The organism is Isoptericola cucumis (genome assembly GCF_014635665.1).
GTDB lineage: Bacteria > Actinomycetota > Actinomycetes > Actinomycetales > Cellulomonadaceae > Isoptericola > Isoptericola cucumis.
The window spans coordinates 72939-99002 of the sequence record NZ_BMDG01000009.1; the positions used below are offsets into that span (position 1 = coordinate 72939).

29 protein-coding genes are annotated in these 26064 nt (G+C 75.0%); 12 read left to right on the plus strand and 17 right to left on the minus strand.

What is annotated here, in order from left to right; translation table 11 throughout:
- Window positions 1–15 precede the first annotated feature (15 nt).
- On the plus strand, window positions 16–1116 hold the full coding sequence (locus IEW03_RS13655; protein ID WP_229738027.1) for a DUF418 domain-containing protein: 1101 nt from the start codon (window positions 16–18) through the stop codon (window positions 1114–1116).
- On the opposite strand, the gene IEW03_RS13660 is transcribed toward IEW03_RS13655, so the two are convergent.
- Together IEW03_RS13660 and IEW03_RS13665 are read right to left on the minus strand one after the other, a co-directional pair.
- Window positions 1097–1972, minus strand: a complete 876-nt coding sequence (locus tag IEW03_RS13660) for a DUF2705 family protein (protein WP_188524254.1) — start codon at window positions 1970–1972, stop codon at window positions 1097–1099. The two genes, IEW03_RS13655 and IEW03_RS13660, sit on opposite strands and share 20 nt — an antisense overlap.
- Window positions 1969–2946 (minus strand): ABC transporter ATP-binding protein, encoded by a 978-nt coding sequence (locus tag IEW03_RS13665; RefSeq protein WP_188524255.1) that lies wholly within the window; start codon window positions 2944–2946, stop codon window positions 1969–1971. Before IEW03_RS13665 ends, IEW03_RS13660 begins: the two co-directional genes overlap by 4 nt.
- 224 nt (window positions 2947–3170) lie before the next feature.
- Between IEW03_RS13665 and IEW03_RS13670 the strand changes: the two genes are divergently transcribed.
- Window positions 3171–4058: a Bax inhibitor-1/YccA family protein gene (locus IEW03_RS13670; protein ID WP_188524256.1), complete on the plus strand. Its 888-nt coding sequence runs from the start codon at window positions 3171–3173 to the stop codon at window positions 4056–4058.
- Window positions 4059–4090: 32 nt separating this feature from the next.
- On the opposite strand, the gene IEW03_RS13675 is transcribed toward IEW03_RS13670, so the two are convergent.
- From IEW03_RS13675 to IEW03_RS13685, 3 genes are read right to left on the minus strand one after another with little or no spacing between them, the layout of a single operon-like run.
- On the minus strand, window positions 4091–4816 hold the full coding sequence (locus tag IEW03_RS13675) for a hypothetical protein (protein WP_188524257.1): 726 nt from the start codon (window positions 4814–4816) through the stop codon (window positions 4091–4093).
- Window positions 4813–5430 carry a TetR/AcrR family transcriptional regulator gene (locus tag IEW03_RS13680; protein ID WP_188524258.1) on the minus strand — a complete coding sequence of 206 codons (618 nt, stop codon included), beginning with the start codon at window positions 5428–5430 and terminating at the stop codon, window positions 4813–4815. The genes IEW03_RS13675 and IEW03_RS13680 overlap by 4 nt, the downstream gene beginning before the upstream one ends.
- Entirely contained in the window at window positions 5423–6298 is an 876-nt protein-coding gene (locus IEW03_RS13685; protein WP_188524259.1) for an alpha/beta fold hydrolase, read from the minus strand. Before IEW03_RS13685 ends, IEW03_RS13680 begins: the two co-directional genes overlap by 8 nt.
- 148 nt (window positions 6299–6446) lie before the next feature.
- On the opposite strand from IEW03_RS13685, the gene IEW03_RS13690 reads away from it, so the two are divergent.
- On the plus strand, window positions 6447–6869 hold the full coding sequence (locus tag IEW03_RS13690; RefSeq protein ID WP_229738036.1) for a YciI family protein: 423 nt from the start codon (window positions 6447–6449) through the stop codon (window positions 6867–6869).
- Window positions 6870–6958: 89 nt separating this feature from the next.
- Window positions 6959–8200: an RNA polymerase sigma factor gene (locus IEW03_RS13695; protein ID WP_229738119.1), complete on the plus strand. Its 1242-nt coding sequence runs from the start codon at window positions 6959–6961 to the stop codon at window positions 8198–8200.
- A 34-nt stretch (window positions 8201–8234) separates the two neighbouring features.
- On the opposite strand, the gene IEW03_RS13700 is transcribed toward IEW03_RS13695, so the two are convergent.
- Window positions 8235–9422, minus strand: a complete 1188-nt coding sequence (locus tag IEW03_RS13700) for an epoxide hydrolase family protein (RefSeq protein WP_188524260.1) — start codon at window positions 9420–9422, stop codon at window positions 8235–8237.
- A gap of 107 nt (window positions 9423–9529) precedes the next feature.
- On the opposite strand from IEW03_RS13700, the gene IEW03_RS13705 reads away from it, so the two are divergent.
- Complete coding sequence (locus IEW03_RS13705) at window positions 9530–10114, plus strand: CGNR zinc finger domain-containing protein (RefSeq protein WP_188524261.1); 585 nt, start codon at window positions 9530–9532, stop codon at window positions 10112–10114.
- Here IEW03_RS13705 and IEW03_RS13710 read toward each other — a convergent pair.
- Window positions 10111–11049, minus strand: a complete 939-nt coding sequence (locus IEW03_RS13710; RefSeq protein WP_188524262.1) for a DMT family transporter — start codon at window positions 11047–11049, stop codon at window positions 10111–10113. The two genes, IEW03_RS13705 and IEW03_RS13710, sit on opposite strands and share 4 nt — an antisense overlap.
- Before the next feature lie 84 nt (window positions 11050–11133).
- Here IEW03_RS13710 and IEW03_RS13715 point away from each other — a divergent pair, with 84 nt between their 5' ends.
- Both IEW03_RS13715 and IEW03_RS13720 read left to right on the plus strand, forming a co-directional pair.
- Entirely contained in the window at window positions 11134–12045 is a 912-nt protein-coding gene (locus tag IEW03_RS13715) for a LysR family transcriptional regulator (protein ID WP_188524263.1), read from the plus strand.
- A 59-nt stretch (window positions 12046–12104) separates the two neighbouring features.
- Window positions 12105–12506: an FKBP-type peptidyl-prolyl cis-trans isomerase gene (locus IEW03_RS13720; RefSeq protein ID WP_188524264.1), complete on the plus strand. Its 402-nt coding sequence runs from the start codon at window positions 12105–12107 to the stop codon at window positions 12504–12506.
- Between the two features lie 79 nt (window positions 12507–12585).
- Here IEW03_RS13720 and IEW03_RS13725 read toward each other — a convergent pair whose 3' ends face one another.
- Both IEW03_RS13725 and IEW03_RS13730 read right to left on the minus strand, forming a co-directional pair.
- A complete protein-coding gene (locus IEW03_RS13725; RefSeq protein WP_229738044.1) occupies window positions 12586–13866 on the minus strand; it encodes a class I SAM-dependent methyltransferase in 1281 nt (426 codons plus the stop codon).
- 135 nt (window positions 13867–14001) lie between these two features.
- The gene (locus IEW03_RS13730; RefSeq protein ID WP_188524265.1) at window positions 14002–14415 is read right to left on the minus strand and encodes a DUF5997 family protein; all 414 of its coding nucleotides are present in this window, start codon (window positions 14413–14415) and stop codon (window positions 14002–14004) included.
- A gap of 80 nt (window positions 14416–14495) precedes the next feature.
- Here IEW03_RS13730 and IEW03_RS20575 point away from each other — a divergent pair, with 80 nt between their 5' ends.
- Window positions 14496–15428: a LysR family substrate-binding domain-containing protein gene (locus IEW03_RS20575; protein ID WP_188524266.1), complete on the plus strand. Its 933-nt coding sequence runs from the start codon at window positions 14496–14498 to the stop codon at window positions 15426–15428.
- Between the two features lie 26 nt (window positions 15429–15454).
- Here IEW03_RS20575 and IEW03_RS13740 read toward each other — a convergent pair whose 3' ends face one another.
- From IEW03_RS13740 to IEW03_RS13750, 3 genes are all read right to left on the minus strand, one after another.
- The gene (locus IEW03_RS13740) at window positions 15455–16057 is read right to left on the minus strand and encodes a biotin transporter BioY (protein WP_229738046.1); all 603 of its coding nucleotides are present in this window, start codon (window positions 16055–16057) and stop codon (window positions 15455–15457) included.
- Between the two features lie 111 nt (window positions 16058–16168).
- On the minus strand, window positions 16169–17692 hold the full coding sequence (locus tag IEW03_RS13745; protein WP_188524268.1) for an ATP-dependent DNA ligase: 1524 nt from the start codon (window positions 17690–17692) through the stop codon (window positions 16169–16171).
- 43 nt (window positions 17693–17735) lie between these two features.
- Entirely contained in the window at window positions 17736–18110 is a 375-nt protein-coding gene (locus IEW03_RS13750; RefSeq protein ID WP_229738055.1) for a winged helix-turn-helix transcriptional regulator, read from the minus strand.
- A 98-nt stretch (window positions 18111–18208) separates the two neighbouring features.
- Between IEW03_RS13750 and IEW03_RS13755 the strand changes: the two genes are divergently transcribed.
- Window positions 18209–18853 (plus strand): NAD(P)-dependent oxidoreductase, encoded by a 645-nt coding sequence (locus IEW03_RS13755; RefSeq protein ID WP_188524270.1) that lies wholly within the window; start codon window positions 18209–18211, stop codon window positions 18851–18853.
- A gap of 9 nt (window positions 18854–18862) precedes the next feature.
- On the opposite strand, the gene IEW03_RS13760 is transcribed toward IEW03_RS13755, so the two are convergent.
- Entirely contained in the window at window positions 18863–19564 is a 702-nt protein-coding gene (locus IEW03_RS13760; RefSeq protein WP_188524271.1) for a DedA family protein, read from the minus strand.
- A gap of 132 nt (window positions 19565–19696) precedes the next feature.
- Between IEW03_RS13760 and IEW03_RS13765 the strand changes: the two genes are divergently transcribed.
- Genes IEW03_RS13765 through IEW03_RS13775 form a run of 3 tightly spaced genes read left to right on the plus strand, consistent with a single transcriptional unit; the run spans window position 19697 to window position 22789 of the window.
- Complete coding sequence (locus IEW03_RS13765; RefSeq protein WP_188524272.1) at window positions 19697–20857, plus strand: sensor histidine kinase; 1161 nt, start codon at window positions 19697–19699, stop codon at window positions 20855–20857.
- Window positions 20857–21495, plus strand: a complete 639-nt coding sequence (locus IEW03_RS13770) for a response regulator transcription factor (RefSeq protein WP_308808215.1) — start codon at window positions 20857–20859, stop codon at window positions 21493–21495. The genes IEW03_RS13765 and IEW03_RS13770 overlap by 1 nt, the downstream gene beginning before the upstream one ends.
- A 46-nt stretch (window positions 21496–21541) precedes the next feature.
- Entirely contained in the window at window positions 21542–22789 is a 1248-nt protein-coding gene (locus IEW03_RS13775) for an acyltransferase family protein (RefSeq protein ID WP_229738057.1), read from the plus strand.
- Between the two features lie 42 nt (window positions 22790–22831).
- Here IEW03_RS13775 and msrA read toward each other — a convergent pair whose 3' ends face one another.
- The 4 genes from msrA to IEW03_RS13795 form a co-directional block, all read right to left on the minus strand.
- The gene (msrA, locus tag IEW03_RS13780; RefSeq protein ID WP_188524274.1) at window positions 22832–23512 is read right to left on the minus strand and encodes a peptide-methionine (S)-S-oxide reductase MsrA; all 681 of its coding nucleotides are present in this window, start codon (window positions 23510–23512) and stop codon (window positions 22832–22834) included.
- Window positions 23513–23615: 103 nt separating this feature from the next.
- Window positions 23616–24644, minus strand: a complete 1029-nt coding sequence (locus IEW03_RS13785; RefSeq protein ID WP_188524275.1) for a LacI family DNA-binding transcriptional regulator — start codon at window positions 24642–24644, stop codon at window positions 23616–23618.
- 70 nt (window positions 24645–24714) lie between these two features.
- Complete coding sequence (locus IEW03_RS13790; protein ID WP_188524276.1) at window positions 24715–25044, minus strand: hypothetical protein; 330 nt, start codon at window positions 25042–25044, stop codon at window positions 24715–24717.
- Between the two features lie 6 nt (window positions 25045–25050).
- Window positions 25051–26022, minus strand: a complete 972-nt coding sequence (locus tag IEW03_RS13795) for a DUF6772 family protein (protein ID WP_229738059.1) — start codon at window positions 26020–26022, stop codon at window positions 25051–25053.
- Between the last annotated feature and the right edge of the window lie 42 nt (window positions 26023–26064).

Consider the following 26064-nt stretch of genomic DNA (forward strand, 5'->3'; position numbering starts at 1 on the left):
GCCTCATGCTGGCCCTTGATCGCGCTCGCCAACGTGATGATCTACCTGCACGACCGGCCGTACGGGCTGCGCCAGCACGTCGTGGAGGACGGCACGGCGGACAACGTGACGACCGCGCTGCTGGTCACGTTCGTGGACGGCCGTGCGTACCCGCTGTTCGCCGCGCTCTTCGGCTACGGCCTGGTGCGTATCGCCGACCGCGCCCGGGCGCGGGGCGTCGACGAGCGCGGGGTGACGTCGGTCGTGCGCCGGCGCTCGGCCTGGCTCGTCGTCTTCGGCCTCGTCCACGCGCTGCTCGCCTTCTCCGGGGACGTCCTGGGCTGGTACGGGCTGCTGGGCGTGGTCCTCGCCGCGAGGACGCGGGCGAGCGACCGCGTGCTGCTGTGGTGGGCCGCGGTGTGGCTCGTCGTGGCGTCGGCGGTGCAGGGGCTGCTCTACGCCGACCCGCGGATCACCGACCAGCGGGGCTTCCTGTGGTCGTTCGCCATCGCCGACCCCTTCGAGGCGCTCGGGTGGCGAGCCGTCGAGTGGCTGATGACCCCGGTGGGGCTGCTGTCCGTCGTGAGTGCGGTGCTCGTCGGGATGTGGGCCGGGAAACGGCGCCTGCTCGAGCGGCCGGAGCGCCACCGGCCGCTGCTGCGCCGCGTCGCCGCGTGGGGGATCCCCCTGGGCGTGCTGGGCGGGGTCGGCACCGCGCTCGCGACGGTCCGGGTGTGGGAGCCCGCCGCCCCGGTGGTCGCGCTGCTGGCGTGGGCGCACGTGCTCACGGGCGTGCTGGGCGGCCTGGGGTACCTCGCGGCGATCGCCCTGGTCGTCTCGCGGCACGACCGCGGTCCCGTGGTGCTCGCGCTGCGGGCCACGGGGGAGCGGTCGCTGAGCGCCTACCTGTTCCAGACCGTGGTCTTCGCGTCACTGCTGCCCGCGCACGCCCTCGCGCTGGGCGCGACCATGGGCACCTTCGAGGCCGCGGTCCTGGCGGTCGGCACCTGGCTGGCCACCGTGCTCCTGGCCGTGCTGCTCGCGAGGCGCGGGCGGCCGGGGCCGGCCGAGGCCCTGCTGCGCCGGCTGCGCGGACGGGAGCCCGGTGGCCGGGAGCTCAGGCGTCCCGGCGCTTGAGGGTCACCGCCGCCGCGACGAGCAGCACGACCGTGTACCCGGCGAGCACGGAGTACCCGACCCACGGATCCAGCAGGACGTCGGACGACGGCCCGGTGGAGATGATCCGCTCGCCCGCGACGCTGGGCAGCAGCTTGTTCACCCAGTCGGTCCACGCGGCGTCGGAGGCGGCGACGACGATCGAGAAGATGATCGGCAGCACGAAGAAGATCGCCACCAGGGTGAAGATGGCGCCCGCGCTGTGCCGCATCAGCGCCCCCACGGCCAGGGAGAACGCGGCGACGGTCGCGAGGTAGAGCACGCAGCCGCCCAGGGCGCGCACCTGCTCGGGGTCGGACAGGTCCACCGTCAGGTTCGCCGCGTCGAGGATCGGCAGGGTCACCAGGTAGGCGACGCCGAGCGCGAGCGCGATCACCACCACGGTGGTGAGCACGATGACCACGAGCTTGGCCCACAGCGCGGGCAGCCGCTTCGGCACGGCCGCGAAGGTCGAGCGGATCATCCCCGTCGAGTACTCGTTGGTCACGATCAGCGCGGCGAGCACCGCGACGGCGAGCTGGGCGAACGAGTAGCCCAGCGTGATCACCGTGGTGCCGGACATGCCCAGGGACTGGAAGCCGGGGTCGTTGTTCATCCCCTCGGCCATCTCGGGGGTGTCGGCGGCGAGGCGCATCAGCGACGCCATCATGAGCGCGAACCCGATCATGACCAGCGCCGTGATGACGACCGTCCACACGGTGGAGCGCAGGGTGCGGAACTTGATCCACTCGGCGCGCAGCACGCGGGCGAACGTCACGCGGTGCACGACGACGGCCGGCGGCGTGGCGGCGGACGTCGTGGGGGTCGCGGCGGTCATCGGGCCTCTCCCTCGCTCGTGGCGGCCTGCTCGCGCGTGCGGGACGGCTCGGCGGCGGAGACCGCCGCGACGTCTTCGGCGTGGTACTCGACGGAGTCGGCGGTGAGGGCCATGTAGGCCTCCTCCAGCGTGGACGCCTGCGGCGTGAGCTCGTGCAGGACGACGCCGGCCGCGGCCGCGGCCTCGCCGATGCGCGCCGCCTCCAGCCCGGCGACGTCGAGGGCGCCGTCGTCACCGGCCGTCACCTCGGCACCGTCGCGCCGCAGCGCGTCGGCGAGCGCGGTGGCCTGCGGCGAGCGGACGCGCACCGTGCGCCGCGACGCGCCGTCGAGCAGCTCCTGCACGGACATGTCGGCGAGGATCCGGCCCCTGCCGATGACGATCACGTGGTCGGCGGTGAGCGCCACCTCGCTCATGAGGTGGCTGGACAGGAACACCGTGCGGCCCTGCCCGGCGAGGTACTTCGCGAGGTTGCGCACCCACAGCACACCCTCGGGGTCGAGCCCGTTGACCGGCTCGTCGAGGATGAGGGTGCGGGGGTCCCCGAGCAGCGCGACGGCGACCCCGAGGCGCTGCCCCATGCCGAGGGAGAACCCGCCGACCCGCTTGCGCGCGACCGGGGTGAGGCCGGTCAGCTCGATCACCTCGTCCACCCGGGCGGTCGCGATGCCGTGCGTCGCGGCGAGGGCCTGCAGGTGCTGGCGTGCCGTGCGCCCGGGGTGCACCGCCTTCGCCTCGAGCAGCGCGCCCACCTCCGCCAGCGGGGCGCGGTGCTGCGCGTACGGGCGGCCGTTGACGGTGACCGTCCCCGCCGTCGGCCGGTCGAGGCCGGTGATCATGCGCATCGTGGTGGACTTCCCCGCCCCGTTGGGGCCCAGGAACCCCGTCACGACGCCGGGTCGCACGGTGAACGTCACGTCGTCGACGGCGAGCTTCGGTCCGTAGCGCTTGGTCAGGCCGTGTGCTTCGATCATGTCGCCCCTCGGGGTGCGTCGTCGCGGGAGCACGGGTCGGAACGAGCCTACGGGCTGCTCGTGCGCGCCGTCACGGGCGAAAGTCCGATCACCGTCGGTGGGATCTGCGGGAACGTATCGCGGCGCCCGCGCGTTCCGTACGATGGATCGCAAGGCCAGCGACCCGGCTCTGCACGACCGACGACCCGTCGTCGGCACCCGGCAGCCGCGACCAGGAGGAGTTCATGAGCAACCCCGTCTTCTCGAACAGCGCCGTCTTCGGCGAGCCCCGCCGCACGGGCGCGCGCCGCGGGGGCACCGCCACCGCGCCGCAGCAGCCCCAGTACGGGCAGGTCGCCTACGGTGCCGGGGTCGGCACCACCGGCGCCCAGGCGGCCGACGCCGCGTCGCTCGAGAACATGTACCAGTCGCCGTCGGCCACGACGGCGGACACCAAGCGCCTCACCTACGACGACGTCATCATCAAGACGGGCGGGCTGCTGGCCCTGCTGGTCGTCGTCGCGGCGGCGACGTGGAACTTCGCGCCGCAGCTGTGGCCGATCGGCATGATCGCCGGCCTCGTGCTCGGCCTGGTCAACGCGTTCAAGAAGAAGCCCAGCCCCGCGCTCATCACGCTGTACACCGTCGCGGAGGGTGTGTTCCTCGGCGGCATCTCGCTGGCGTTCGGGTCCATCGCGGTGGGCGACTCCGGCACGTCCGCGTCGGTGATCGTGCTGCAGGCCGTCGTGGCCACCATGGCGACGTTCGCGGCCGCGCTGTTCCTCTTCAAGTCGGGCAAGGTGCGCGTCACCCCCAAGTTCACGCGCTGGCTGCTCGTGGCGATGGTCGGCTACCTGGCCTTCTCGCTGGTGAACGTCGTCCTCATGTGGACCGGCGTCGCCGGCGGCGAGTGGGGCCTGCGCTCCGGCCCGTTCGGGATCATCATCGGGCTCGTCGCCGTCGGGCTCGCGGCCCTGTCGCTGATCATGGACTTCGACTCGATCAAGCGCGGCGTCGAGCAGGGCGTGCCGGCCCAGTACGCCTGGTCGGCGGCCTTCGGTCTCATCGTCACCCTGGTGTGGCTGTACCTGGAGATCCTGCGCCTCCTCGCCATCTTCAACAGCGGCGACTGACGTCCGGGCCTCACCCCGGATCACGCGGCCGGTCACCCTTCGGGGTGGCCGGCCGTCGTCGTGCGGGACCGGGTGACGGCCCACGCCACGAGCAGCAGGCCGACGGCGGCCAGCACGCCGTGGGAGATGCGGACGGCGGGGGTGCCGAAGAACTGCGGCAGGTACAGCACGAGGCCTGCGGCCGTCACCAGGCCCGCCCGGCGGCCGCCCGTGCGCCACAGCGCGACGGCCACGAGCACGCCCGCCGCCGCCACGAGGGCCAGCCCGAGCGCGAACACGACCACGGCCGCGGGCTGGTAGCGCAGCACCTCGACGTCCGCGAGCAGGGCGGGGTCGCCCGTGCGCACCGCGGCCTGCGCGATCGTGCGGATGCCGAAGATCTCCGCGCCGTAGTGCAGCGCGCACAGGCCCGCGCCCAGCCAGGCGGTCACGACGGCCGCCGTCGCCGCCCGGGTGCCGTGCCGGCCGCCGGCCGGCGGGGTCCGGTCGCGCAGGACGGTGCGCAGCCCCAGGAAGGTCGGGGCGAGCAGGCCGAGCCCGGCGATGCCGCACAGGTGGGCGATCACCCAGCGGTCGGACGCGAGGTCGGCGGCGAGCGCGAGGCTCGGGACGGTCTCGTCCGGCCACGGCCGCAGGAGGGGAAAGGCCAGGAGGAGGAGCGCGGCGCCGACGGCGCCGAGCGCGGTCCAGCGGACGGCCCGGCGACCGGCCCGGCCGGCCTCGGTCGAGGGGCGGGTGGTGACGGCGGGCGTGGTCATGACCGCTCCTCGCGGGCGGTGGAGGCGGGCGCGTCGCCGAGGTCGGCGACGCCGGAGACGAGCATGTCGACCAGCACGTCGAAGCTGCGGTCGAGGTCCTCGGGCAGCCGGAATCCGGCGGCGAGCTCGAGCGTGACGAAGCCGTGGATGCCGGCGCGCACCGCGCGGACGGCGTCGACCGTGCGCGCCTCGGGGAGCCCGAAGCCGCGCAGGACGGCGCCGACGATCGCGACCACGCGGGCGCCCGCCGCGCGGTGCTCGGCCTCCTCCGGGGCGTCGGGGTCGGGGGCGAGCTGGGTGGCGGCGTACCGGCCGGGGTGCTCGCGGGCGTAGTCGCGCCAGGCCCCGGCCAGGGCGCGCAGGGCGTCGGGGCCGGAGCGGCCGACGGTCGCCGCGGCGCTCGTCGCCGCCATCTCCTCCAGCGTGACGACCGCGACGTGCCGCCGCAGCGCCGCCAGGGAGCCGACGTGCTTGTACAGGCTCGGCGTCGCGACGCCGGCCGTGGCGGCGACCTTGGCGAGCGTGAGGTCCGCGAGGCCGCGCGGGCCGCCGGCGTCCACCAGGTCGAGGGCGATGCCGACCACCGCGTCGCGGGAGAGGCCGGCCCTAGGCACGGGGGCCCCGCTCGTCGGCACCGTCGGCGTCCGCCGCCGGGAGCCCGGCGAGGAACTCGAGGACGACGGGCGCCACGACCTCCGGTGCCTGGTGCTGGGGGTAGTGACCGACGCCGGGCACGAGCAGCGCGCGGGCGTCGAGGGCGTCGCGCATGTCGGCGAGCGCGGCGCCGGCGTCCTTGTAGTCCGGGTCCAGCGCGCCGACGACGACGAGCGACGGCGCCTGGACCCGGGGGACGGCGGGCTCGACGACGGAGTGGTCGAGCGCGACGGCGAGGTCGCGGAACGAGCGCAGGTGCGCCGGGTCGGCCATGCTGCGGCGGATCGCGGCGACGTGCTGGTCGTGGCGCGGCGACCGGCGTCCCTTGGAGAACATCGACGTGTAGAGCCACGCCCAGGCGGCGGCGCCCCAGGGGCGCGCGAACGCGGCCCGGTACAGCAGGCGGTAGACCCGCTGCTGGGCGGGGGAGGCGGCCTCGCGCAGGTGCGGGGCGAGCAGCGCCAGCCCGCGGACGAGGTCGGGGCGCTCCGCGGCGGCCCACACGGCGGCCGACCCGCCCATGGAGCTGCCCAGCAGGACGGCGGGCCCGGCGTCGAGGTGCTCGACCAGCGCGACGAGGTCGGCGCCGGTGACGTCGTCGCCGTGGGCGGTGAACGTGGTGTCGGAGTCGCCGTGGCCGCGCAGGTCGGTGACGACCACGCGGTAGCCGGCGTCCGTGAGCTCCGGGACGAGGTCGTCGTAGGTGGAGCGCAGGTCGCCCATGCCGGGGACGGCGACCACGAGCGGGCCGGAGCCCGTGTCGGTGAAGGCGATGCGCCCCTCGGGGCGGCGGAGGTGCCGGAGGGTCCCACTCTGCTGAGTAGCCATAGCCCGTAAGCTACGCCCATTAGCCAGACGAGTCAAGGAAGGAATGGCGAAAAAAGTTCGAGGCGGTGTCGATCCCACGGTTCCCCGTTCGACCTGGGGATGAGAAGGTCACCACGAGGGTGACCGTCATCACACGAGGAGCAGGACGATGAGCAAGTACATGCTGATCATGCGGGGCACCGACGAGGGCCAGGCCGCCTACGAGCAGATCGACTTCGCGAAGGTCATGGAGGACATGGGCCGGTACAACGAGTCGATGATGGACGCCGGCGTCCTCGCCGCCGGGGAGGGGCTCTCCGACGCCTCCGAGGGGTCGGTGGTCGACTTCTCCTCCGAGACGCCGGTCGTCACCGACGGCCCCTACGGCGAGACGAAGGAGCTGTTCAACGGCTTCTGGATCGTCGACGTCGCGTCGAAGGAGGAGGCCATCGAGTGGGCCAAGCGTGCCCCCCTCAACGGCCCCGGCACGAAGCTCGAGGTGCGCCGCGTGCACGGGCCCGAGGACTTCCCGCAGGACAACGAGTGGGTGCAGAAGGAGGAGGGGTGGCGCGAGCAGCAGGCCGCCCGGTGAGCGAGCTCGTCCCCGAGCTCGCGGGCCAGGCGGGGGGCCGCGCCGACGACGGCGCGGCCTCCCGCCGCACGGTCGAGGCGGTCTGGCGGATCGAGTCCAGCCGCATCGTCGGCGCGCTCGCGCGGTACACGAACGACTTCGCGCTCGCGGAGGACGTCGCCTCCGAGGCGCTCGCGGAGGCGCTCGTGTCGTGGCCGCGCGACGGGATCCCCCGCGACCCGACGGCGTGGCTGCTCGCGACGGGCCGGCGGCGCGCGATCGACGCCTTCCGCCGCCGGTCCGGCCGGGACGAGCGGTACGCCGTCCTGGCCCGCGACCTCGGCGACGGCGGGGCCGTCACGGGCGGGCCCGGCACGCAGCGTGAGCCCGGCCCCGACGCCGACCTGCTGTGGGACCCCGACCGGATCGACGACGACCGCCTCGCGCTGCTGTTCGTCGCCTGCCACCCGGTGCTGTCCAAGGAGGCGCGGGTGGCCCTGACGCTGCGGGTGGTCGGCGGCCTGACCAGCGAGGAGATCGCCCGCGCGTTCCTGGTGCCCGTGCCGACGGTGCAGGCGCGCATCACGCGGGCGAAGAAGACGCTCGCCGCGGCCCGCGTGCCCTTCGAGGTCCCGGCGGCCGCCGACCGCACCGCACGGCTCGCGTCGGTGCTGAACGTCGTCTATCTGATCTTCTCCGAGGGGTCGTCGGCGTCGGCCGGCGAGGACTGGATGCGTCCCGATCTCGCGTACGAGGCCGTGCGCCTGGCGCGCGTCCTGACGCGGCTCGTACCCGACGAGCCCGAGGCGCACGGGCTCCTGGCGCTGCTGGAGCTGACCGCGGCCCGGTTCGCGGCCCGGACCGGCCCCGACGGCGAGCCGGTGCTGCTGGAGGACCAGGACCGGCGCCGGTGGGACACGTCGGCGATCCGCCGCGGCCGGGAGGCGCTGTCGCGCGCCGTGGCGGTGGGGCGCGGGCTCGGCCCCTACGGGCTGCAGGCCGCGATCGCGGAGCAGCACGACGTCGCGCCGTCCGTGGCCGCGACCGACTGGGAGCGGATCGTGCTGCTGTACGAGGCGCTCGGCCGGGTGGCGCCGTCGCCGGTCGTCGAGCTCAACCGGGCCGTGGCCGTCTCGATGGCCGCCGGTCCCGCCGCCGCGCTGCCGCTCGTCGACGAGCTGGTCGCGACCGACGTCCTGCGCGGCTCCTACCTGCTGCCGAGCGTGCGCGGCGAGCTGCTGGCGCGGCTCGGGCGCGCCGCCGAGGCCCGCGCGGAGCTGGAGCTGGCCGCGCGGCTGTGCGGCAACGTCCGCGAGCGCGGCGTCCTCGAGCGCAAGGCCGCGGCCCTCTGAGGGGGCGTGGCCCCGCGGGCCCGCGACGGCGGCGTCACGACCGAGGGGATCCGGCCGCCAGCACGGCCGCGAGGCCGTCCCGCAGGTCCGCGACGAAGTGTCCGGGGACCTCCAGCGACGGGAAGTGCCCCCCGGCGTCGGGCGTCGCCCACCGGGCGATCTGCCGGTACCGCTCCTGCGCCCAGGGGCGCGGGCACTTCTCGATGTCGCGGGGATACATGGTGATCGCCGCCGGGACGTCGACCCGCAGCCCGGGGTCCATCGAGGCGTGGCTCTCGGCGTAGATGCGGGCGGCCGAGGCGCCGGTCCGCGTCACCCAGTACAGGGTGACGTCGTCGAGCACGGCGTCCACGGGGATGGTCTCGAACGGGCTGTCGGCCGTGTCCGACCACTCGGCGAACTTGTCGAGGATCCAGGCGAGGAGCCCGACCGGCGAGTCGACGAGCGAGTAGCCGATGGTCTGCGGCCGGGCCGCCTGCTGCTTCGCGTACGCCCCTCGGGGGCCTTCGTAGAAGGCGCGGGTCTCGGCGGCCCACCGGCGCTCGTCGTCGGTCAGCCCGTCCAGGGGCAGCCCGGGCGGGGCGTCCGCGAACGTCGTGTGGATGCCGATGACGTGCTGCGGGAACCGGCCGGCGAGCACCGTGGTGATGTTGCCGCCCCAGTCGCCGCCGTGGGCGAGGAAGCGGTCGTAGCCGATCCTGCCCATGAGCGCCACCCAGGCGGCCGCGATCTTCTCGGTGCCCCACCCGGTGGTGGCCGGCCGGTCGCTGAAGCCGAAGCCCGGCAGCGACGGGACCACGACGTGGAACGCCGGCGCCTCGGCGTCCCGCGGGTCGGCCAGCTCCTCGACGACGTCCGTGAACTCGCGGACGCTGCCCGGCCAGCCGTGCGTGAGGACCAGCGGGGTGGCGTCGGCGCGGGCGGACCGGCGGTGCAGGAAGTGGATCCCCAGGCCGTCGACGGTCGTGCGGAACTGGCCGATCTCCTCGAGCCGGGCCTCGAACCTCCGCCAGTCGTACCCGGTGCGCCAGTGGTCGACGACGTCGACGAGGTCGCCGAGCGGAACCCCCTGGTCCCACCGGCGGGGGCCGGGCGGCGCGCCGTGGACCGTCTCCGGTTCGGGCAGTCGCGCCGCGGCCAGCCGCGCGCGGAGGTCGTCGAGCTCGGCGTCGGTCGTGCGGGCGGTGAACGCCTGCACGTCGCTGGTGGTGGGGCGGGGCATGGGGGCCTCCTCGTCGTGGACCGGCTCGTCCCTCGTCCACGCACCGAACCGGCTTAGACGGTTCTAGCAGCCGTCGGAGCGAGTCCGCAACCGGCTATGGTGGTTCCATGCCCGACCGGTTCCCCGACTTCCGCCTCGGCACGGTGCTGGCGACCAGCTTCACGGCGACCCTGACGGAGCGCCGTGGTGACGCGGTGGAGCGGATCCCCACGCCGGCCCGGCTCGTCGACTGGCTCGCGGTGAGCGGCCTCGCCGTGGAGTCGTGCACCCCGGCCCAGCTCGACCGCGCCCGGGAGCTGCGGGAGGCGATCCACGCCGCCGCCACGGCGGCAGCGCTCGACGACCCGCTCCCGGCGTCCGCCGTCGCGGTCATCAACGACCGCAGCACGCAGGGCCGGGCCTCGGCGGTCCTGACCCCCGAGGGCGACAGGCGATGGCGGCTGAGCCAGGGGTCCGCGCTGGAGGACGCCCTGGGCGTCATCGCCGCCGACGCGATCAGCGTCGTCTCCGGCGAGCGGGACGGCCGGCTGGCCCTGTGCGCGTCGCCGACCTGCCGGGCGGCCTTCTTCGACACCAGCCGGAGCCGCACGCGCCGCTGGTGCGACATGAACACGTGCGGCAACCGCGAGAAGAAGGCGCGGTTCCGCGCGGCCAGGCCGGCCGGCCCCGGACCGGGGACGCGGTCGAGCTAGCTGCGGCGGAAGCGGGGGAACGTCGCGACGGCGACGCCCGCCAGGGCGAGTGCGCCGCCCACCAGCGCCGCCGGCGCGGGAATCTCCGCCAGCAGCAGCCAGGACATCAGCACGACCAGCGGCGGCACGGCGTAGGTCGATGCCGCGGTGCGCCCGGCGCTCGCGCGCGACAGCGCGTACCCCCAGGTGGTGAAGGCGATCGCCGTCGGGAAGATGCCCAGGTAGACGACGCCGAGGACGGACGACGTCGGCGCGGCCGCGAGCTGTGTCACGAGGGCGGGCAGGAAGGGCAGGGAGGCGACCGTCCCCGCGAGGCAGCCCAGCCAGGTCATGGTGAGGGAGTCGACCTGGGGCAGCAGGCGCTTCTGCAGCGTGGCGGCCCCGGCGTACAGGACGGCGGAGGCCAGGCCGAGGACGACGCCCACGGCGTCGAACTGCCCCGCGGAGGTCGCGAGCGCGATGACGACGACGCCGGTGAACGCCACCGCGATCCCGACGAGCAGCCGGCGGGGGAACCCCTCGCCGAGCAGGGAGCCGGCGAGCACGGCGACCAGCATCGGCGCGAGGTTGACGAGCAGGGCGGTGGTCCCGGCGTCGAGGTGCTGCTCGGCGGCGTTGAGGGTCAGGTTGTACCCGCCGAACCACGCCACGCCCCAGACGGCGACGAGCACCAGCAGCCGACCTCGCGGCAGGCGCACCGGCGTCCGGCGCCGCACGCGGGCCACGCCGAGCAGCACGGAGAGGGCCGCCGTGCCGACCGCGATGCGGCCGAGCGTGAGAGCGCCCGCGTCCAGGTCGTGGCCGACGGCGCGGACGCCGACGAACGCGGACGCCCAGAGCACGACGGTCACGGCCATGGCGACGCCGGTGAGCGCGCCGCCCGCGGTGCGCGGGCGCGTCGGCGGCGCGGTGGTGGGGGAGGTCTCCAGGCTCATGCCGACGATCGTCTCCTGACACCAGGCGACAGCACCAGTTCACGTTTCTTCCGCATCGTTCAGTCTCGCTGTAGCGTGGTGGCCATGCTCGACGTCCACCGGCTCCGCATCTTCCGCTCCGTCGTGGCCAGCGGCTCCGTCGCCGCCGCGGCCGCCAACCTCGGGTACACGCCGTCCGCCGTGAGCCAGCACGTGTCCGCGCTGCAGCGCGAGACGGGCCTGCAGCTGCTCGCCCGCCACGGCCGCGGCGTGCGCCCCACCGCCGCCGGCCAGGCGCTCGCCGACCAGGCGGACGGGCTCCTCGCGCGGCTGGGGCAGGTGGAGACGTTCGTCGCCGACCTGCGCTCGGGCCGCTCGGGCAGCCTCGCGATCGCGTACTTCGCGTCGGTCGGCGCCGCGTGGCTGCCGTCCGTGGTCAGCTCGCTCACCGCCGCCTACCCGGGGGTGCGGCTCGACCTCGAGCTGACCGAGGAGATCCCCACCGACCCGTCCCGGCGCGCCGACCTGCAGCTCGCCGTCGCGCAGCCGAACTTCACGCCGGGCGCCGGGACCACGGCCCACCACCTGCTCGACGACCCGTACGTCGCCGTCATCCCCGAGTCGCACCCGCTGGCCGGGCGGGACGAGATCGAGCTCGTCGAGCTGGTGGGGGAGCGGTGGATCGACAACGACTTCGCGCGCGGCTGGTGCCGGCGCAACCTCCTCGAGGCGTGCCGCGCGGCCGGCTTCGCGCCGTCGTTCGCCGTCGAGGCCCACGACTACCAGACCGCGGTCTCCTTCGTCGGGGCGGGCATCGGCATCACCGTGCTCCCGGCGCTCGGTACCGCGCACCCGGTGCCGGGGACGGTGGCGGTGCCCGTCGTGCGCCCGGTGCCCGTGCGGTCGATCTACGCGCTGGTGCAGGACGCCGTCGCCGACACCCCGCCCGTGGTCACCGCGCTCGAGGCGCTCCGGGCCGTGGCGGCGGCGTCGGTGCGCGAGCCTGCTCCCGCGTAGGCTGGACGCGCAACTCCGCCGGGAGGCCCCGGCGGTTCCCGACGAATTCGAGGTACCCCGTGACCACGCTCCCCACCGCCACCGGCGGCTTCGGCGACAAGCCGGAGATCACGTTCCCCGCCGGCGACGCCCCCGCAGGCCTGCAGGTGCAGGTGCTCGCCGAGGGCACCGGCCCGGTCGTCGACTCGGGCCGCACCATCGTCGTCAACTACCTCGGCCAGACCTGGGGCGGCAGCGTCTTCGACAACTCGTACGACCGCGGCCAGACCATCGACTTCCCGATCGGCGTCGGCGCCGTCATCGGCGGCTGGGACAAGGGCCTCGTGGGCCGCAGCGTCGGCGACCGCGTGCTGCTGTCCATCCCGTCCGAGCACGGCTACGGCCAGCGCGGCGTGCCGCAGGCCGGCATCCCCGGCGGCGCGACCCTCGTCTTCGTGGTGGACGTCGTCGACGTGCGCTGACCTGACGCGCCGAGCCCCGTCGCCCTCGCCGGGCGGCGGGGCTCCGTCGTGTCAGCTCCGTCGTGTCAGCTCCGTCGTGTCACCGCCGGCGGGACCGGGTGACGGTGAACTTCGGGTTCTGCTCGATGTGCACGGTGGGCCCGACGGAACGGGTCAGCGCCTGCTTGTAGTGCAGCGCCGTGTTGAACACGCACCACAGCTCGCCGCCCTGCCGCAGCGCGCGGCCCGCCGCGGTGAACATCCGGTGCGCGGCGTCGGTGCGCACGGCGGCGCGGTCGTGGAACGGCGGGTTGAGCAGGATGAGGTCGACGCTCGCGGGCTCCAGGTCCTCGCCGGCGTCGCCCCGCAGGACCACGACGCGCTCGCCGACGCCGTTCGCCTCCGCCGTCGCGCGGGTCGACGCGACGGCCGCGGCCGACCGGTCCGTGCCGACCACCCGGGCGTCCGGGTAGCGCAGCGCGAGGACCGTCGCGAGCAGGCCGGTGCCGCTGCCGAGGTCCAGCGCGTCGTGCACGCGGTCGGGGGCGGGCCACTTGCCCGCCGTCGTGAGGAGGAAGCGGGTGCCGAGGTCCAGCGCGGGGCCGGCGAACGTGCCGCCGTGCGCGACGACGGTGACGCCCTCCGGCGGCGTCCCGCCCGCCGGCGTCGCGGCGGTCACCAGCTCGGCGTCCCGCAGGTCGGCGCGCGCAGGGCAGGACGGCGCGGCGTCGCGCGCCTCCGGCCGGACGCCGGTCGCGACGAGCACCCGGGACTTCTGCCGGGCCAGGCTGGCGCGGACGTCGGTGAACGACGCGGCCAGCACCTCGTTCATCGACCGCGTCATGTGCTTGACCCGGCCGCCGGCCAGGACGGTGACGTCGTCGGCGGCGTGCCGCGCGATCGCCTCCGCGATCTCCGTGAGCTCCGCGAGCGACGGCGGGAGCTGCAGCAGCACGAGGCGGGCGCCGCCCAGCAGGTGCTCGTCCAGCTCCTCGCGCAACGTGATCCGCAGGGTCGCGCGGTCGTCGCGGACCACGTCGAGCCGGCCGGCCTCGCGCACGTTCTGCTCGACCGCCGCCTCGGCCGTGACCGTGTCGACGTGCGCGCGGACGTCGGGCGCCCCGAGCGTGAGCGCCCCGAGCGTGAGCGCGCCGAACCGGTCGCCGAGGACGACGACGTGGCCCGGCCCGGCCTGGGCGAGCAGGGGCGTGGCCTCGTCGAGGAGCAGGCGGTCGGTGGCGTCGACCGCGACGGGGCCGTCGGGGCGGGAGCCGTCCTCGGGCCAGGGGGTCAGCCCGGCCAGGACCGTCGCCAGTCGTGCGGCGGGGTCGCCGAGGGCCGCGGGATCGGGCGTGGGGTCGGGCTCAGGGGTCAGGTGCACCCGACCAGTGTCCCCGACGCCGGCCGGATCATCCGCCCGGCCTGCTCGAAACGGCAGGACGCCGGTGGCCAGCAGCACTGCCCGGCCCCGCGTCCGCCATGGCCGGCGCGGAGCTGGCCGTCGACGGCGGGAGGTTCAGCGCTCGGTACGGCGCCGGGCCTCCCGCTCCGCCTTCTCGGCGGTCTTGGCCTTGACGCGGTCCTCCTCCTCGCGCACCGCGGCCGCCGTCGTCCGCTCGTCGACCAGCCACTGGGGCGGGTCCTCGCGCAACTCGTCGATCTGCTCCGTGGTGAGGGGCTCGGTGACGCCGCCGCGGGCGAGCCCGGCGATCGAGATGCCCAGGCGTCCCGCGACGACGGGCCGCGGGTGCGGGCCGTGACGACGCAGGTCGGAGAGCCACTCGGGCGGGTTCTTCTCGAGCTCCTCGAGCTCGGCACGGGTGATGCCGTGCTCCTGGAACTCGGGCGGGGTGGCGGGCAGGTACACCCCGAGCTTCTTCGCCGCGTTCATCGGCTTGAGGACCTGCTGGGAGAAGGGGGTTCCGGCCATGGGTACCAGGGTAGTCGCGACGACCGGCCGGTGACGCCCGCGGGTGACACCGGCCGGCGCCGCCCCCGTAGCCTGATGCCGTGAGCGAGCAGCCGGGCAGCGGCCCCGACGACGTCCCCGGGACGACCACCGACGACGGCGGGGGTGCGCGCTTCCGGCTCGGGTACGTGCCGGGCGCCACGCCCGGCAAGTGGGCGCGCACGTGGCGCGACCGGTTGCCGGACGTCCGGCTGGAGCTCGTGCTCCTCGAGGCCGCCGACACCGCGGCCGCGCTGGTCGAGCGGCGCGTGGACGCCGCGATCGCACGGCTGCCGGTCGACCCCGACGTGCTGCACGCCATCCCGCTGTACACGGAGCTGCCGGTGGTGGTCGTGTCGCGCGACCACCTGCTGGCCGCCACGACCGAGGAGGAGGTCGTGACCGCCGACGACCTCGCGGACGACGTCGTGTGGCTGGCCGCCGACGACGTGCTCTACCCGGGCGGCGACGGCGTCCCCGGCCGCGCGCCCGAGGCGTACGACGACGGTGCGGGCGGTGTCGTCGAGCCCGAGCGCCCGGCCACCGCGGCCGACGCGGTCGCGCTGGTGGCCACCGGTGCGGGAGTCACCGTGGTCCCGATGTCGCTCGCCCGGCTGCACCACCGCAAGGACGTCACGGCCCGGGTGCTCGACGGCGGCCCAGGCGCGCCGGTCGGGCTGGCCTGGCCGGTGGACGTGCCCGAGGACGTCGCGCCGCTGGTGGAGGAGATCGTCGGCATCGTGCGCGGCCGCACCGCGAACAGCTCGCGCGGCCGCGGCGCGCCGGACGAGGGCGCCGGCACCCGCGAGGAGCGCCGGGCCCGCCGGCGGGAGGCGCAGCGCGAGGCCAAGGCCGCCGGCGACCCCGCGCGCCGGACCCCGGACGCCGGGCGCCGCACCGGCCGCCCCGGCGCCGGCGGGCGGTCGCGCGGGCGGCCCGGTGGCGGCGGCCGGCCCGGTGGCGGCGGGCGCCCGGGCCCCCGGGGACGCCGGTAGCCCGGGCCCCGAGAGCCTCGGGAGAGTCAGCGGTCGCGGCGTGCGGCGAGCCGCTCGGCGCCCTTCCACGCGAGGGGCAGCAGCCCGGCGACGACCGCCGCCTTGACGATCCCCGGCACCACGAACGGGTACAGGCCGTTCGCGAGCGCCGCGGGCAGGTCGAGCCCGGCGACGGCGGCCAGCCACGGCACACCGACGAGGAACGTGACGCCGGTGCCGGCGAGGAAGGTCAGCAGAGCCTTGAGGAAGGTGCGCTCCCAGGCGCGCTGCGCCAGCCAGCCCACCAGGGCGGCCGCGCCGACGAACCCGACGATGTAGCCGCCGGTCGCGCCGAGCACGACGTCCATGCCGCCCGCGCCGTCGGAGTAGACCGGCAGCCCGACCATCCCGAGCAGCGCGTACAGGCTCATCGACGCCGCACCGCGCGCCGCGCCGAGCGACGCCCCGACGAGCAGCACCGCCATCGTCTGGCCGGTGATCGGCACCAGCGGCAGCGGGACGTAGAGCTGGGCCATCAGGGCGGTGAGCAGCGCGCCGCCCACGACGAGCCCGACGTCGGTGGCGAGGCTGCGGGGGAGCGCGCGGTCGGCGAGCAGGGCGGGCGCGGCGGGCTGGGCGATCGTGGACACGACGTGGCCTCTCGGTCGGTGACGTGCGGACCCCTCGACGCTACCGAGCAGGTCCGCGCAGGTCATCGGTGGGAAACCTCCTCGGTTCCGCCCGGTGGGTTGTGGAGGATCTCAGCGCAGCGCCCGCACCGCGTCGACGGTGTCGGCCTCGGCGGCGGTCTTGTCGTCGCGGTAGCGCACCACCCGCGCGAAGCGCAGCGCCATCCCGCCGGGGTAGCGCGTGGAGCGCTGCACGCCGTCGAAGGCGATCTCGACGACCTGCACGGGCCGCACGTACACGACGTGGCCCTCCCGCCCGGTCTCCAGGGCGAGGAACCGCTCCGTCTGCCAGGTGAGCATCGCGTCGGTCATGCCCTTGAAGGTCTTGCCGAGCATGACGAAGTCGCCGGTGGCGGGGTCGCGCGCGCCGAGGTGGATGTTGGACAGCATGCCGCGGCGCCGGCCGGAGCCCCACTCGACGGCCAGCACGACGAGGTCGAGGGTGTGCCGCGGCTTCACCTTCACCCAGGCCGCCCCGCGCCGCCCGGCCGCGTACGGGGCGTCGAGCGCCTTGACGACGAGCCCCTCGTTCCCGGAGGCGACCGTGTCGGCGAAGAACGTGGCGACCTCGTCGGGGTCGGTGGTCACGACCCGCGGGACCACCGCCTGCGGGGGCAGCACGCGGTCCAGGGTCGCGAGGCGCTCGGCTGCCGGTGCGTCGACGAGGTCGGTGCCGTCGTGGTGCAGGACGTCGAAGAACCGCACGGTGAGCGGCAGGCGGCCGCCCTCGCCGTCGGCCTCGTGGGTGCCGGTGCGCGACGCGGTCTCCTGGAAGGGCAGCGGGCGCCCGGCGTCGTCGAGCAGCAGGGCCTCGCCGTCGAGCACCACGGAACGCACGTCGAGCGACCGTGCGAGGGCGACCACCTCGGGGAGGCGGTCGGTGATGTCGTCCAGCGAGCGGGTGAAGACGACGACCTCGTCGCCGTCGCGGTGCACCTGGACGCGGATGCCGTCGAGCTTGGTGTCGGCGGCGACGGGAGCGCCGGCGAACCGTTCCATCGCGGCCGCGACGTCCGGGGCGGACGACGCCAGCATGGGGCGGACCGGCCGCCCGGGCACGAGGCGGAACGACTCGAGGGCCGGCTCGCCGCCCGTGAGCGCGGCCCGGGCGAGCGGCCCGGACAGCGCGCTGAACATCGCGGCGCGCCGGACGACGGCGAGGGGGACGTCGGCGGCCGCCGCGATGGCGTCCAGCAGCAGGGAGTCGAGCGCCCCCTGGCGCAGCTCGCCGAGGATCAGGCGGCGCACGAAGTCCTGCTCGTGGGCGGTCGCGCGGGAGAACAGCTCGTCCACCGCGGCGGCGCGGGCGGCCTGCGACCCGGAGCCGGCGAACGCCGCGAACCGGTCGAGCGCCGCGTCGACCTCGAGCGGTGTCAGCGACGGCTCGACCGCCGGAGCCGGGAGCCGGGCCAGCGTGCGCCAGCCGAGCCCGGTGCGGCGCTGCCGCGGGCGCCCGGACAGGAACGCCGCGACGACCTCCACCTCGTCGCCGGGCTCCGCCGTCCGCAGCGCCTGCGCGAGCAGCTCGCGCTTGCGCAGCCGCGAGCGCGTGGCGGCGACGGCGCCGTGGGTGGTGACCAGCTCGGTGAGCAGCACCCGTCGATACTGCCAGGGGCCACCGACGTCCGCGCGCGGTCGCTCAGACGCCGGCGTGCCGGGCGTCGTACTCGGCCCGGGCCCCGAGGACGGTCGCCGCATGCCGCCGGGCCCAGGCCTCGAGGGCCTGCATGGGCTCGTGCGCGGCGCGGCCGGCGGGCGTGAGGGCGTACTCGACGCGGGGCGGGACCTCGGCGTGCACCGTGCGGGCGACCAGGCCGTCGCGCTCCAGGCCGCGCAGGGTCTGGGTAAGCATCTTCTGCGAGACGCCGTCGACGCGGTGCGCGAGCGCGGAGTACCGCAGGGGACCGTCGGCGAGGGCGCCCACCACGAGCACGGCCCAGCGGTCGGCGACCCGGTCGAGCACGGTCCGGCTGGGGCACGCGCGCTGGTAGGGGTCGAACGGGATGTTCGTCACGGTCACTCCTCCTTGCCGGGGGTCGATCCTACGACCTATTCTCTCCGACGGATAGCCACTCTCCATCGGAGAGTATCGACGAGAGGAAGCAGCGCACCATGGCACGCATCACCGTGATCGGCGGCACCGGCTACGCAGGCACGCACATCGTCCGGGAGGCCGCCCGCCGCGGCCACGACGTCACGTCCGTCAGCCGGTCCCTCCCGGCCGAGCCCGTCGACGGGGTCCGCTACGACACGGGGTCCGTGCTCGAGGACGACACGCTGAGGGCGGCGGCCGCCGGTGCGGACGCCGTCGTCGCGACGGTCTCGCCGCGCGGCGAGATGGCCGGCGAGGTCGCCCCGGCCTACGCGCGGCTCGCCGACGTCGCCCGGGAGCACGGCGTGCGGCTCGGCGTGGTGGGCGGCGCCGGCTCCCTGCTGGTCGCGCCCGGCGGCCCGCGGCTCGTCGACACCCCGGAGTTCCCCGAGGCCTTCCAGGCGGAGGCGCGCGAGTTCGCCGGCATCCTCGACGACCTGCGGGAGCAGCCCGACGGCCTCGACTGGTTCTACCTGAGCCCGGCCGCGACGTTCGGCGCCTACGCCCCGGGTGAGGCCACCGGCACGTACCGCACCGGTGGCGACGTGCTCGTCACCGACGACTCCGGGCAGTCGGCCATCTCCGGCCCGGACTTCGCGGCGGCGCTCGTCGACGAGATCGAGAACCCCGCCCACCGCCGGGAGCGGTTCACCGTCGCGTCGTGACGCGCCCGCTCAGCGTGAGCGCGTGTGCCGGGGCGGCTGCGTCGCGCGGCGGGTGACGACCGCGTGCAGGACGTACCAGGCGACGAGGACGCCCACCACGACGACCACGCCCGACTGGTAGTTGCCCATGACGCCCTCGACGGCGTGCCACTGCTCGCCCAGCACGTACCCGAGCAGCACCAGCGTGCTGTTCCACACGGCGCTGCCGATCGCCGTGAGCGCCACGAACCGGCCGAGCCGCATCCGCTCCACGCCGGCGGGCACGGAGATCAGGCTCCGCACGATGGGGATCAGACGGCCGAGCAGGACGGCCAGCGTGCCGTGCCTGGCGAACCAGGTCTCCGCGCGGTCGAGGTCCTCGAGGCGGGCGAGTGGCGTGCGGACGACGATCCGGCGCAGGCGCTCGCGGCCGATCGCCGCACCGACCAGGTAGAGCCCGAGCGCCCCGACGACCGAGCCCGCGGTGGTCCACAGGACGACGGACAGCAGCCCGAGGCTCCCCTGGCTGGCGGTGAACCCGGCGAGCGGCAGGATCACCTCGCTGGGGATGGGCGGGAAGAGGTTCTCGAGGGCGACGGCGAGCCCGGCCCCGGGGCCGCCGAGGGTCTCCATGAGGCTCACGGCCCAGTCCGTGAGGCGGTTGACGATCCCGGGGTCGTCCGCGCCTGCCGTCGTGCCGGCCGAGATGCTCGTCAGGGGTCCTGTGGTCATGCCGTCGACGCTAGGGACGGCGAGGGCGGTGCCACATCGGGGCTTCGCGCACCGATCCCGCCGGAGAACCGCAGGTCGGCAGTGCGGTTCACCGCAGTACGGTGCGCCTGCCGGCTGGCTAGGGTGGGCCGGGTGGCCATCCCCAGCTCTGCCGCCCGGGCGACGTGCGGGGTCGTGCTGGGTGGGTGCCTCGTCCCGCTCGACGCCGCCGCGCTCTTCGCCGTCGGCGGGGCGTGGGCGGTCGGCGGGCTCGTCTCCGGCGCCCGCGCCTGGCGCGACCGTCTGCTCGACTCCGTGGTGCGGGTCCACGTCCGGCGCCTGGAGCGGTGGCTCGACCGGCCCGTCGGCCTCCCCGTCGCGCCCGCGCGCCGTGCCCGCTACCTGGCGGTGCGCCTCGTCGTCGGGCTCACGAGCCTCGGCGTCGTGCTGCTGCTCGCCTACGGCGTCCTCGCCGCGGTGCTCATGATCGCGTCGTGGGCGTTCGACGCGCGGGTCCCGGCCCTGTCGAACGACGAGGGGGAGCCCACGACGGGCCTCACGATCCTGTCGGCCGCCGTCCCCGGCGTCCTCCTGCTCTACCTGGCGGTGATGGGGCTGGTCGGCGCGGCCGCGCTCGAGCGGGCGGCCGCGGCCCGCTACCTGGGGACCGACGACCGGGCGGAGCTGGTCTCGCGCATCGAGTCGCTCGTGGCGTCCCGCGCCGGCATCGTCGCGGCCGTGGAGGCGGAGCGGCGCCGGATCGAGCGGGACCTGCACGACGGCGCCCAGCAGCACGTCGTCGCACTCGGCATGCTGGTCGACCGCAGCCGCCGAGCCGCGGACGACGGCGCGCGCGAGGCCCTGCTCGCGCAGGCGGCGGACGAGACGGACCGGCTCCTCGCGTCGGTCCGGGACGTCGCCTGGAGCGTGCACCCGACGGTGATCGACACGCAGGGCCTGCGCCCGGTGCTCGGCCGGCTGGCGGCGCGCGCCGCGCCCCGCGCGAGGCTCGACTTCCGCCTGGCCGGCCGGGTTCCGGCGGCGGTCGAGGCCTGCGTCTACTACGTCGTCGCGGAGTCGCTGACGAACGTCGCGAAGCACGCCCGCGCGTCGTGCGCCGACGTCGTCGTGACGCCCGGGGACGGGGAGGTGTCCGTGACCGTCTCGGACGACGGCGTCGGGGGAGCCGGCATGGGCGCGGGCCGGGGGCTCGCCGGGCTGGCGGCGCGCGCCGGGGCGCTCGGCGGGACGTTCGAGGTGCGGAGCCCCGCCGGCGGGCCGACGGTCGTGCGTGCGGTGCTGCCGTGCGGGTGATGATCGCGGAGGACTCCGCCTTGCTGCGGGAAGGGCTGCGCGCCCTCCTCACCGACGAGGGCGTCGTGGTCGACGCGGCGGTAGGCGACGGGGACGAGCTCCTCGCGCTGCTGGGTCGCAGCGCGCGCCCCGACGTCGTGCTCGTGGACGTGCGGATGCCGCCCACGCACACGGACGAGGGCATCCGGGCGGCGGTGGAGATCCGCCGCCGGTGGCCGACGGTCGCGGTCCTCGTGCTCTCCCAGCACGTCGAGAGCGAGCCCGCCCGCGAGCTCGTCACGGGCGAGGGCGCCGGCGTCGGGTACCTGCTCAAGGACCGGGTCATGCGGGTCTCGGAGCTGCTCGACGCGCTGCACCGGGTCGCGCGCGGCGAGGTCGTCGTCGACCCCGAGGTGGTGCGCCAGCTCTTCGCCGGCTCGCGACGCGCCGACCCCCTCGAGCGCCTCACCCCGCGCGAGAGCGACGTCCTCGGCCTCATGGCGGAGGGCCGGACGAACGCCGGGATCGGGGCCGTGCTGCACCTGTCGCTGTCCGCCGTGGAGAAGCACGGCAACGCGATCTTCACGAAGCTCGGCCTCGACGCCTCCGACGGCTACAGCCGCCGCGTGCTCGCGGTGCTGCAGTACCTGCAGGGCTGACGCCCCTGCCCTCGACCGGGGACGCCCCGGGTGGGACGATCGCGAGGTGCGGCCGGACGGCGCGGTGCCCGGCGACGTCGACGTTCCCGCCCGGGCGACCCGGAGGCCGGAGCTCGACGCGCTGCGTCTCGCCGTCGTGCTGGGGCTGGTGCTGTTCCACTCGGCCCTGGTCTTCGACGCCAGCGACCCGGACTTCTACGTGAAGAACGAGACCACGACCGAGGTCACGACCGTGCTCGCGGGGCTCGCCGTCGTGTGGGCGATGCCCGCGCTGTTCACCGTGTCCGGCTGGGCGGCGCGGCGGTCGCTGGCGCGCCGGTCGGTCGGGCGGTTCGTCCGTGAGCGGCTGCTGCGCCTCGGCGTGCCGCTGCTGGTCGCGACCGTGCTGCTGCTGCCGTTCCCCGTCTGGGTGCGGGAACGCACGCGCGCGGGGTCCGACCTGTCGTACGCCGAGTTCTACCCGCGGTTCTTCGACGTGCGGCTCGACCTGGCCGAGGCGCCGTTCGTCGTGCAGGGCGAGCACTTCGAGTCCGGTCACCTGTGGTTCGTCGTCCTGCTCCTCGCCTGGTCCCTGGTCCTGGCGCTCGCGGCGGCCGTCGCGCCGGGGGTGCTGGCGCCGGGCGGGCTCGACCGGGTCGCGCGGGCCGCGCAGGCCCGCGGCGCGGTGCTCGTCCCCGCGGTCCTGACCGGCGCCCTGTGCGGGATGCTCGGCCTGGAGCAGGAGTACGCCGGGTGGAACCGCTGGGCGTACCTCGTCTTCTACCTCGCGGGGGTGGTGCTCGGCGCCGACGAGCGGCTGCGCGCCGCCGTCCGGCGGGACGCGGCCCTCGCCGGTGCGGTCGGCGGCGTCGTCTTCGCCGGCGGCATGACGGCGTTCCTCGTGGCGGACGGCGCGGGTGACGACCCGTTCGTCGGCGGCGGGGCCACCGGCCTGGCGTTCCGCGTGCTCTTCGGGGCCGGCGGGTGGCTCCTGGTCGTCGCGCTCCTCGGCGGCCTCGACCGGTGGGCCGCGCGGCGGGCCGCCCGCCGCGACCCGGCGACCGCTACCGGCGACGGCCCCGACCCGTGGCGTGTGCGGGCCTACGCCTACCTCCTGGCCGCCGTCCTGCCCCTGTACGTGCTGCACCAGCCGGTCGTCGTCGGGGTCGCCGCGGCGGTGGTGCCGTGGCGCGCGCCCGTCGTCGTCGAGCTGGCCGTGGTCGTCGCGGCGTCGGCGGCGGTGCTCCTCGTCGTCTACGACCTGGGCGTGCGGCGCTGGCGCGTCACGCGACGCGCCTTCGGCATGCGGCCCTGACCCGACCGCGTCCTGCGGCCGGGCCAGGCCGCCGTGCGGGCGTCATGCGGCGTCGGGGAAGGGCACGCCCGTCGTCGCGTGGCAGCGGTACCCGTGCGGGTTCTTCGCGTCGGACAGGTACTCCTGGTGATAGTCCTCGGCGTAGTAGAACGGCCCCGCCTCTGCCGCGGGCCGCATCTCGGTCGTGATCGGGTCGTAGCCCTTGGCGGCCAGCACCTCGCCGTACCGCTCGGCGGTCTCGCGCACCGCCTGCTCCTGCTCCGGCGTCGTCCAGTACACGGCGGACCGGTACTGCGTGCCGACGTCGTTGCCCTGCCGGTAGCCCTGGGTCGGGTCGTGCCGCTCCCAGAAGGTCCGCAGCAGCTCGGCCTCGGAGACCTGCGCCGGGTCGTACGCGACCATCGTGGTCTCGGTGTGACCGGTGCGGGCGCTGCAGACCTCCTCGTACGTGGGGTTCGGCGTGGCGCCGCCCATGTATCCGACGGCGGTGCTCACGACCCCGGGCACCTGCCAGTAGATCTCCTCGGCGCCCCAGAAACAGCCCATCGCCAGGTACAGCACCCGCGTGCCCTCGGGCCACGGGCCCACCAGAGACGTGCCGAGCACCGTGTGCGGGCGCGGCGCGGGCAGCACCGGGGACTCGCGGCCCGGCAGCGCGTCCTCGGGCGCGATCATCGTGGTCCTGCCGGAACGGCCGAGCAGCTGGTCGAAGATCGAGTTCATCGCTTTACCTCCTGACACGGGGCCGGGCGCGGCCCCGACAGTCGGAACGGCTCGAGCGACGCGGATGTTCCGTCGTGGGGCGGGAGCTCATGGACGAGCCCTCTCAGCGGGAGAGGCCGACGTCGCCTGCGCCGCTGCTGCTGTCCCGGACGATCAGCTCCGGGCGGATGAGCCGTCGGAGCGGCTCCCCGGACCCGCCGGCGACCCGTTGCAGAAGGGCGGCCACCGCCAGCTCACCGACGAGCCGGGTCGGGAGGCGCACCGACGTGAGCGACGGGGTGGTCCAGTCGGCGAAGGACAGGTCGCCGTACCCCACGACCTTGACGTCGGACGGAACGGCGCGGCCACGTTCGTGCAGGGCCCGCAACGCTCCGAGCGCGAAGAAGTCGTCGCCGGTCACGAGCGCGTCGAAAGGCCGCGACGCGCTCAGCTGTTCGGCGACGACCCGGTAGCCCTCCTGCGCGCGCCACTGGGGGCCGGTGCCCTCGAACCGCCGGGTGGGGATCAGCAGGGTCTCGGCGGAGAGGTCCGACGCCATGGCCAGCGCCCTCTCGACGCCGGCCCGCCGCCGTTCGATCGTCGTGATCGCGAGGTCCTCCTCGACGTACAACAGGCGGCGGGCACCGGCGCCGATGAGGTGCCGCGCAGCGGCGTAGGTCCCGGCCTCGCTGTCCACCCCGACGAAGTCGGCGGGGGTGTCCGCGATCTCGCGCGACGTCGCCACGACCGGGATGCCCGCCGCGTGGACCCGCTCCCAGCAGTGCCCGGCCCCTTGGACGGGGATCGCGATCACACCGGCCGGCCGTGCACGGAGGATCTGCTCGGCGATCGCCTCCTCCTGCTCGGTGCTCTCTTCGGTCGCGTACAGGTCGAGCGCGTACCCAGCCGCTCGCACGCCCGTCTCGATGGCGGCGAGCAGCTGGGAGGCGAAGGGGTGGGTGACGGACGGCACGGTGATGGCGATCGTCTCCACCCCGGCGTGGACCGAGGCGGCCGGTGGGAGCACGTACCCCACCCGGACGGCCTCGTTCAGGACGAGCTGCCGGGTGCGTTCGCTGACACCGTCCCTGCCGCGCAGCGCCCGCGAGACGGTGTTCGGGGACAGGCCGAGTGCGGACGCAAGATCGTCCAACGTGTGACGAGTTCTTGCCATGCCCTCGTGCGCCCTTTCGTGTGTCGCCCTGACCGTGCGCGAGCCCGGCCTACTCCTTGAGGGCAAGGTACACGCGGGCGAGAGACGACGGGTCGCCGCTGCTCGGTGTGACGACCAGCCGGAGCCAGTGCCCGAAGTCGGAGACGGGAACCGTCATCACCCCGCGCATGGGTCCGGACAGTGCGGGCGACTCGTGGTCGACCCAGACGAGACCGTCGGCGGAGACCTGCGTACGCACCGACACCTCTCCGGCACCCTCGGACAGGAACTGGAGGAACCACCGGGCTTCGCCGGCCCAGGCGACCTCGAAGGGTTCGGTGGCGAACTCGTCCTCCACCACGATGCCGCGTTCGAGGACTGCGGTCTGAGATTCACGCACGGAGCTTCACCAATCTGCCGAGATGACGACGGAGTCGAGGTACAGGAAGTTGCGCTGGCCGCTCAGCGAGCGCACGGAGAAGTAGAAGTTGAGCAGGTTCTCGAGAGAGCCGTACCGCTCCTCGTAGATCGGCACGGGGACGTCGGACCAGTCCATGAGCCGATCATTGAGCTGGAGCTCGACGTTGCGCCGGGTCCGGGTGTCGATGACCCAGCGGAGGTAGTGCCAGTTGACCTTGGTGGGGACCTCGTTCATGCACAGCTCCTGCGGCTCCCCGTACACCTGCCAGTCGTCCGGGTCCGGCGCCGTGAAGTCGGCGGCGTAGGGGAGGTCCACCTTCCCCTCATAGTGCTCGCGGGGCGTCGGCTCCGGGACGGTCGGGTACTTCCACTGCCGCAGCATGTTCCCGTTCTCGTCCGCGTTCTGGTAGCGAGCGACGGTGTGGTACCGGATTCCGTCGTCACCACAGAGGTCCGTGGCCACGGTGAAGGCCCCGAACTGCGCCTCGGACGGATGGCTGTTCCCGTCCCAGGCCATGTCCCCGAACCCGTTCTCGGCCGCCGGGTCGACCACGGCCTCGGCCTTGTAGGCCAGATAGGCCTCGATCTGCAGGAGGCCCCGGCCGCTCATCGTGAGCCGTCGGATCCCCGTGGCCGTGTGCCCCGGGTAGGGGCGGGTGGCGAGCTTCAGCGCGTAGGTCCCGGACATGGCTCCGTGCGTGCCGACGTCGAAGAAGTCGCAGCTGGAGAGCTGCGGCGGACGGAAGTCGCGGAAGTGCCGGTCCAGCGAGGAGTACTCGCCCTTGCCGTTGTAGTTGCCGCCGAGCTCCACCCATCCGTGCAGGCCGGAGTTGAAGTCGTCGTGGGCAAGGATCCGCGGCAGCGGATCGAACTTCGAGAGCTGGGGGTCGGCGCTCCGCAGCGCGGTGCGCAGCGTCGACGCGAGGTCGTGGTCAGGCGAGCGGTCGATGGTCGGCATGACGATCACGTTAGGACAATCATGAAAAAAGTACAAGACTGT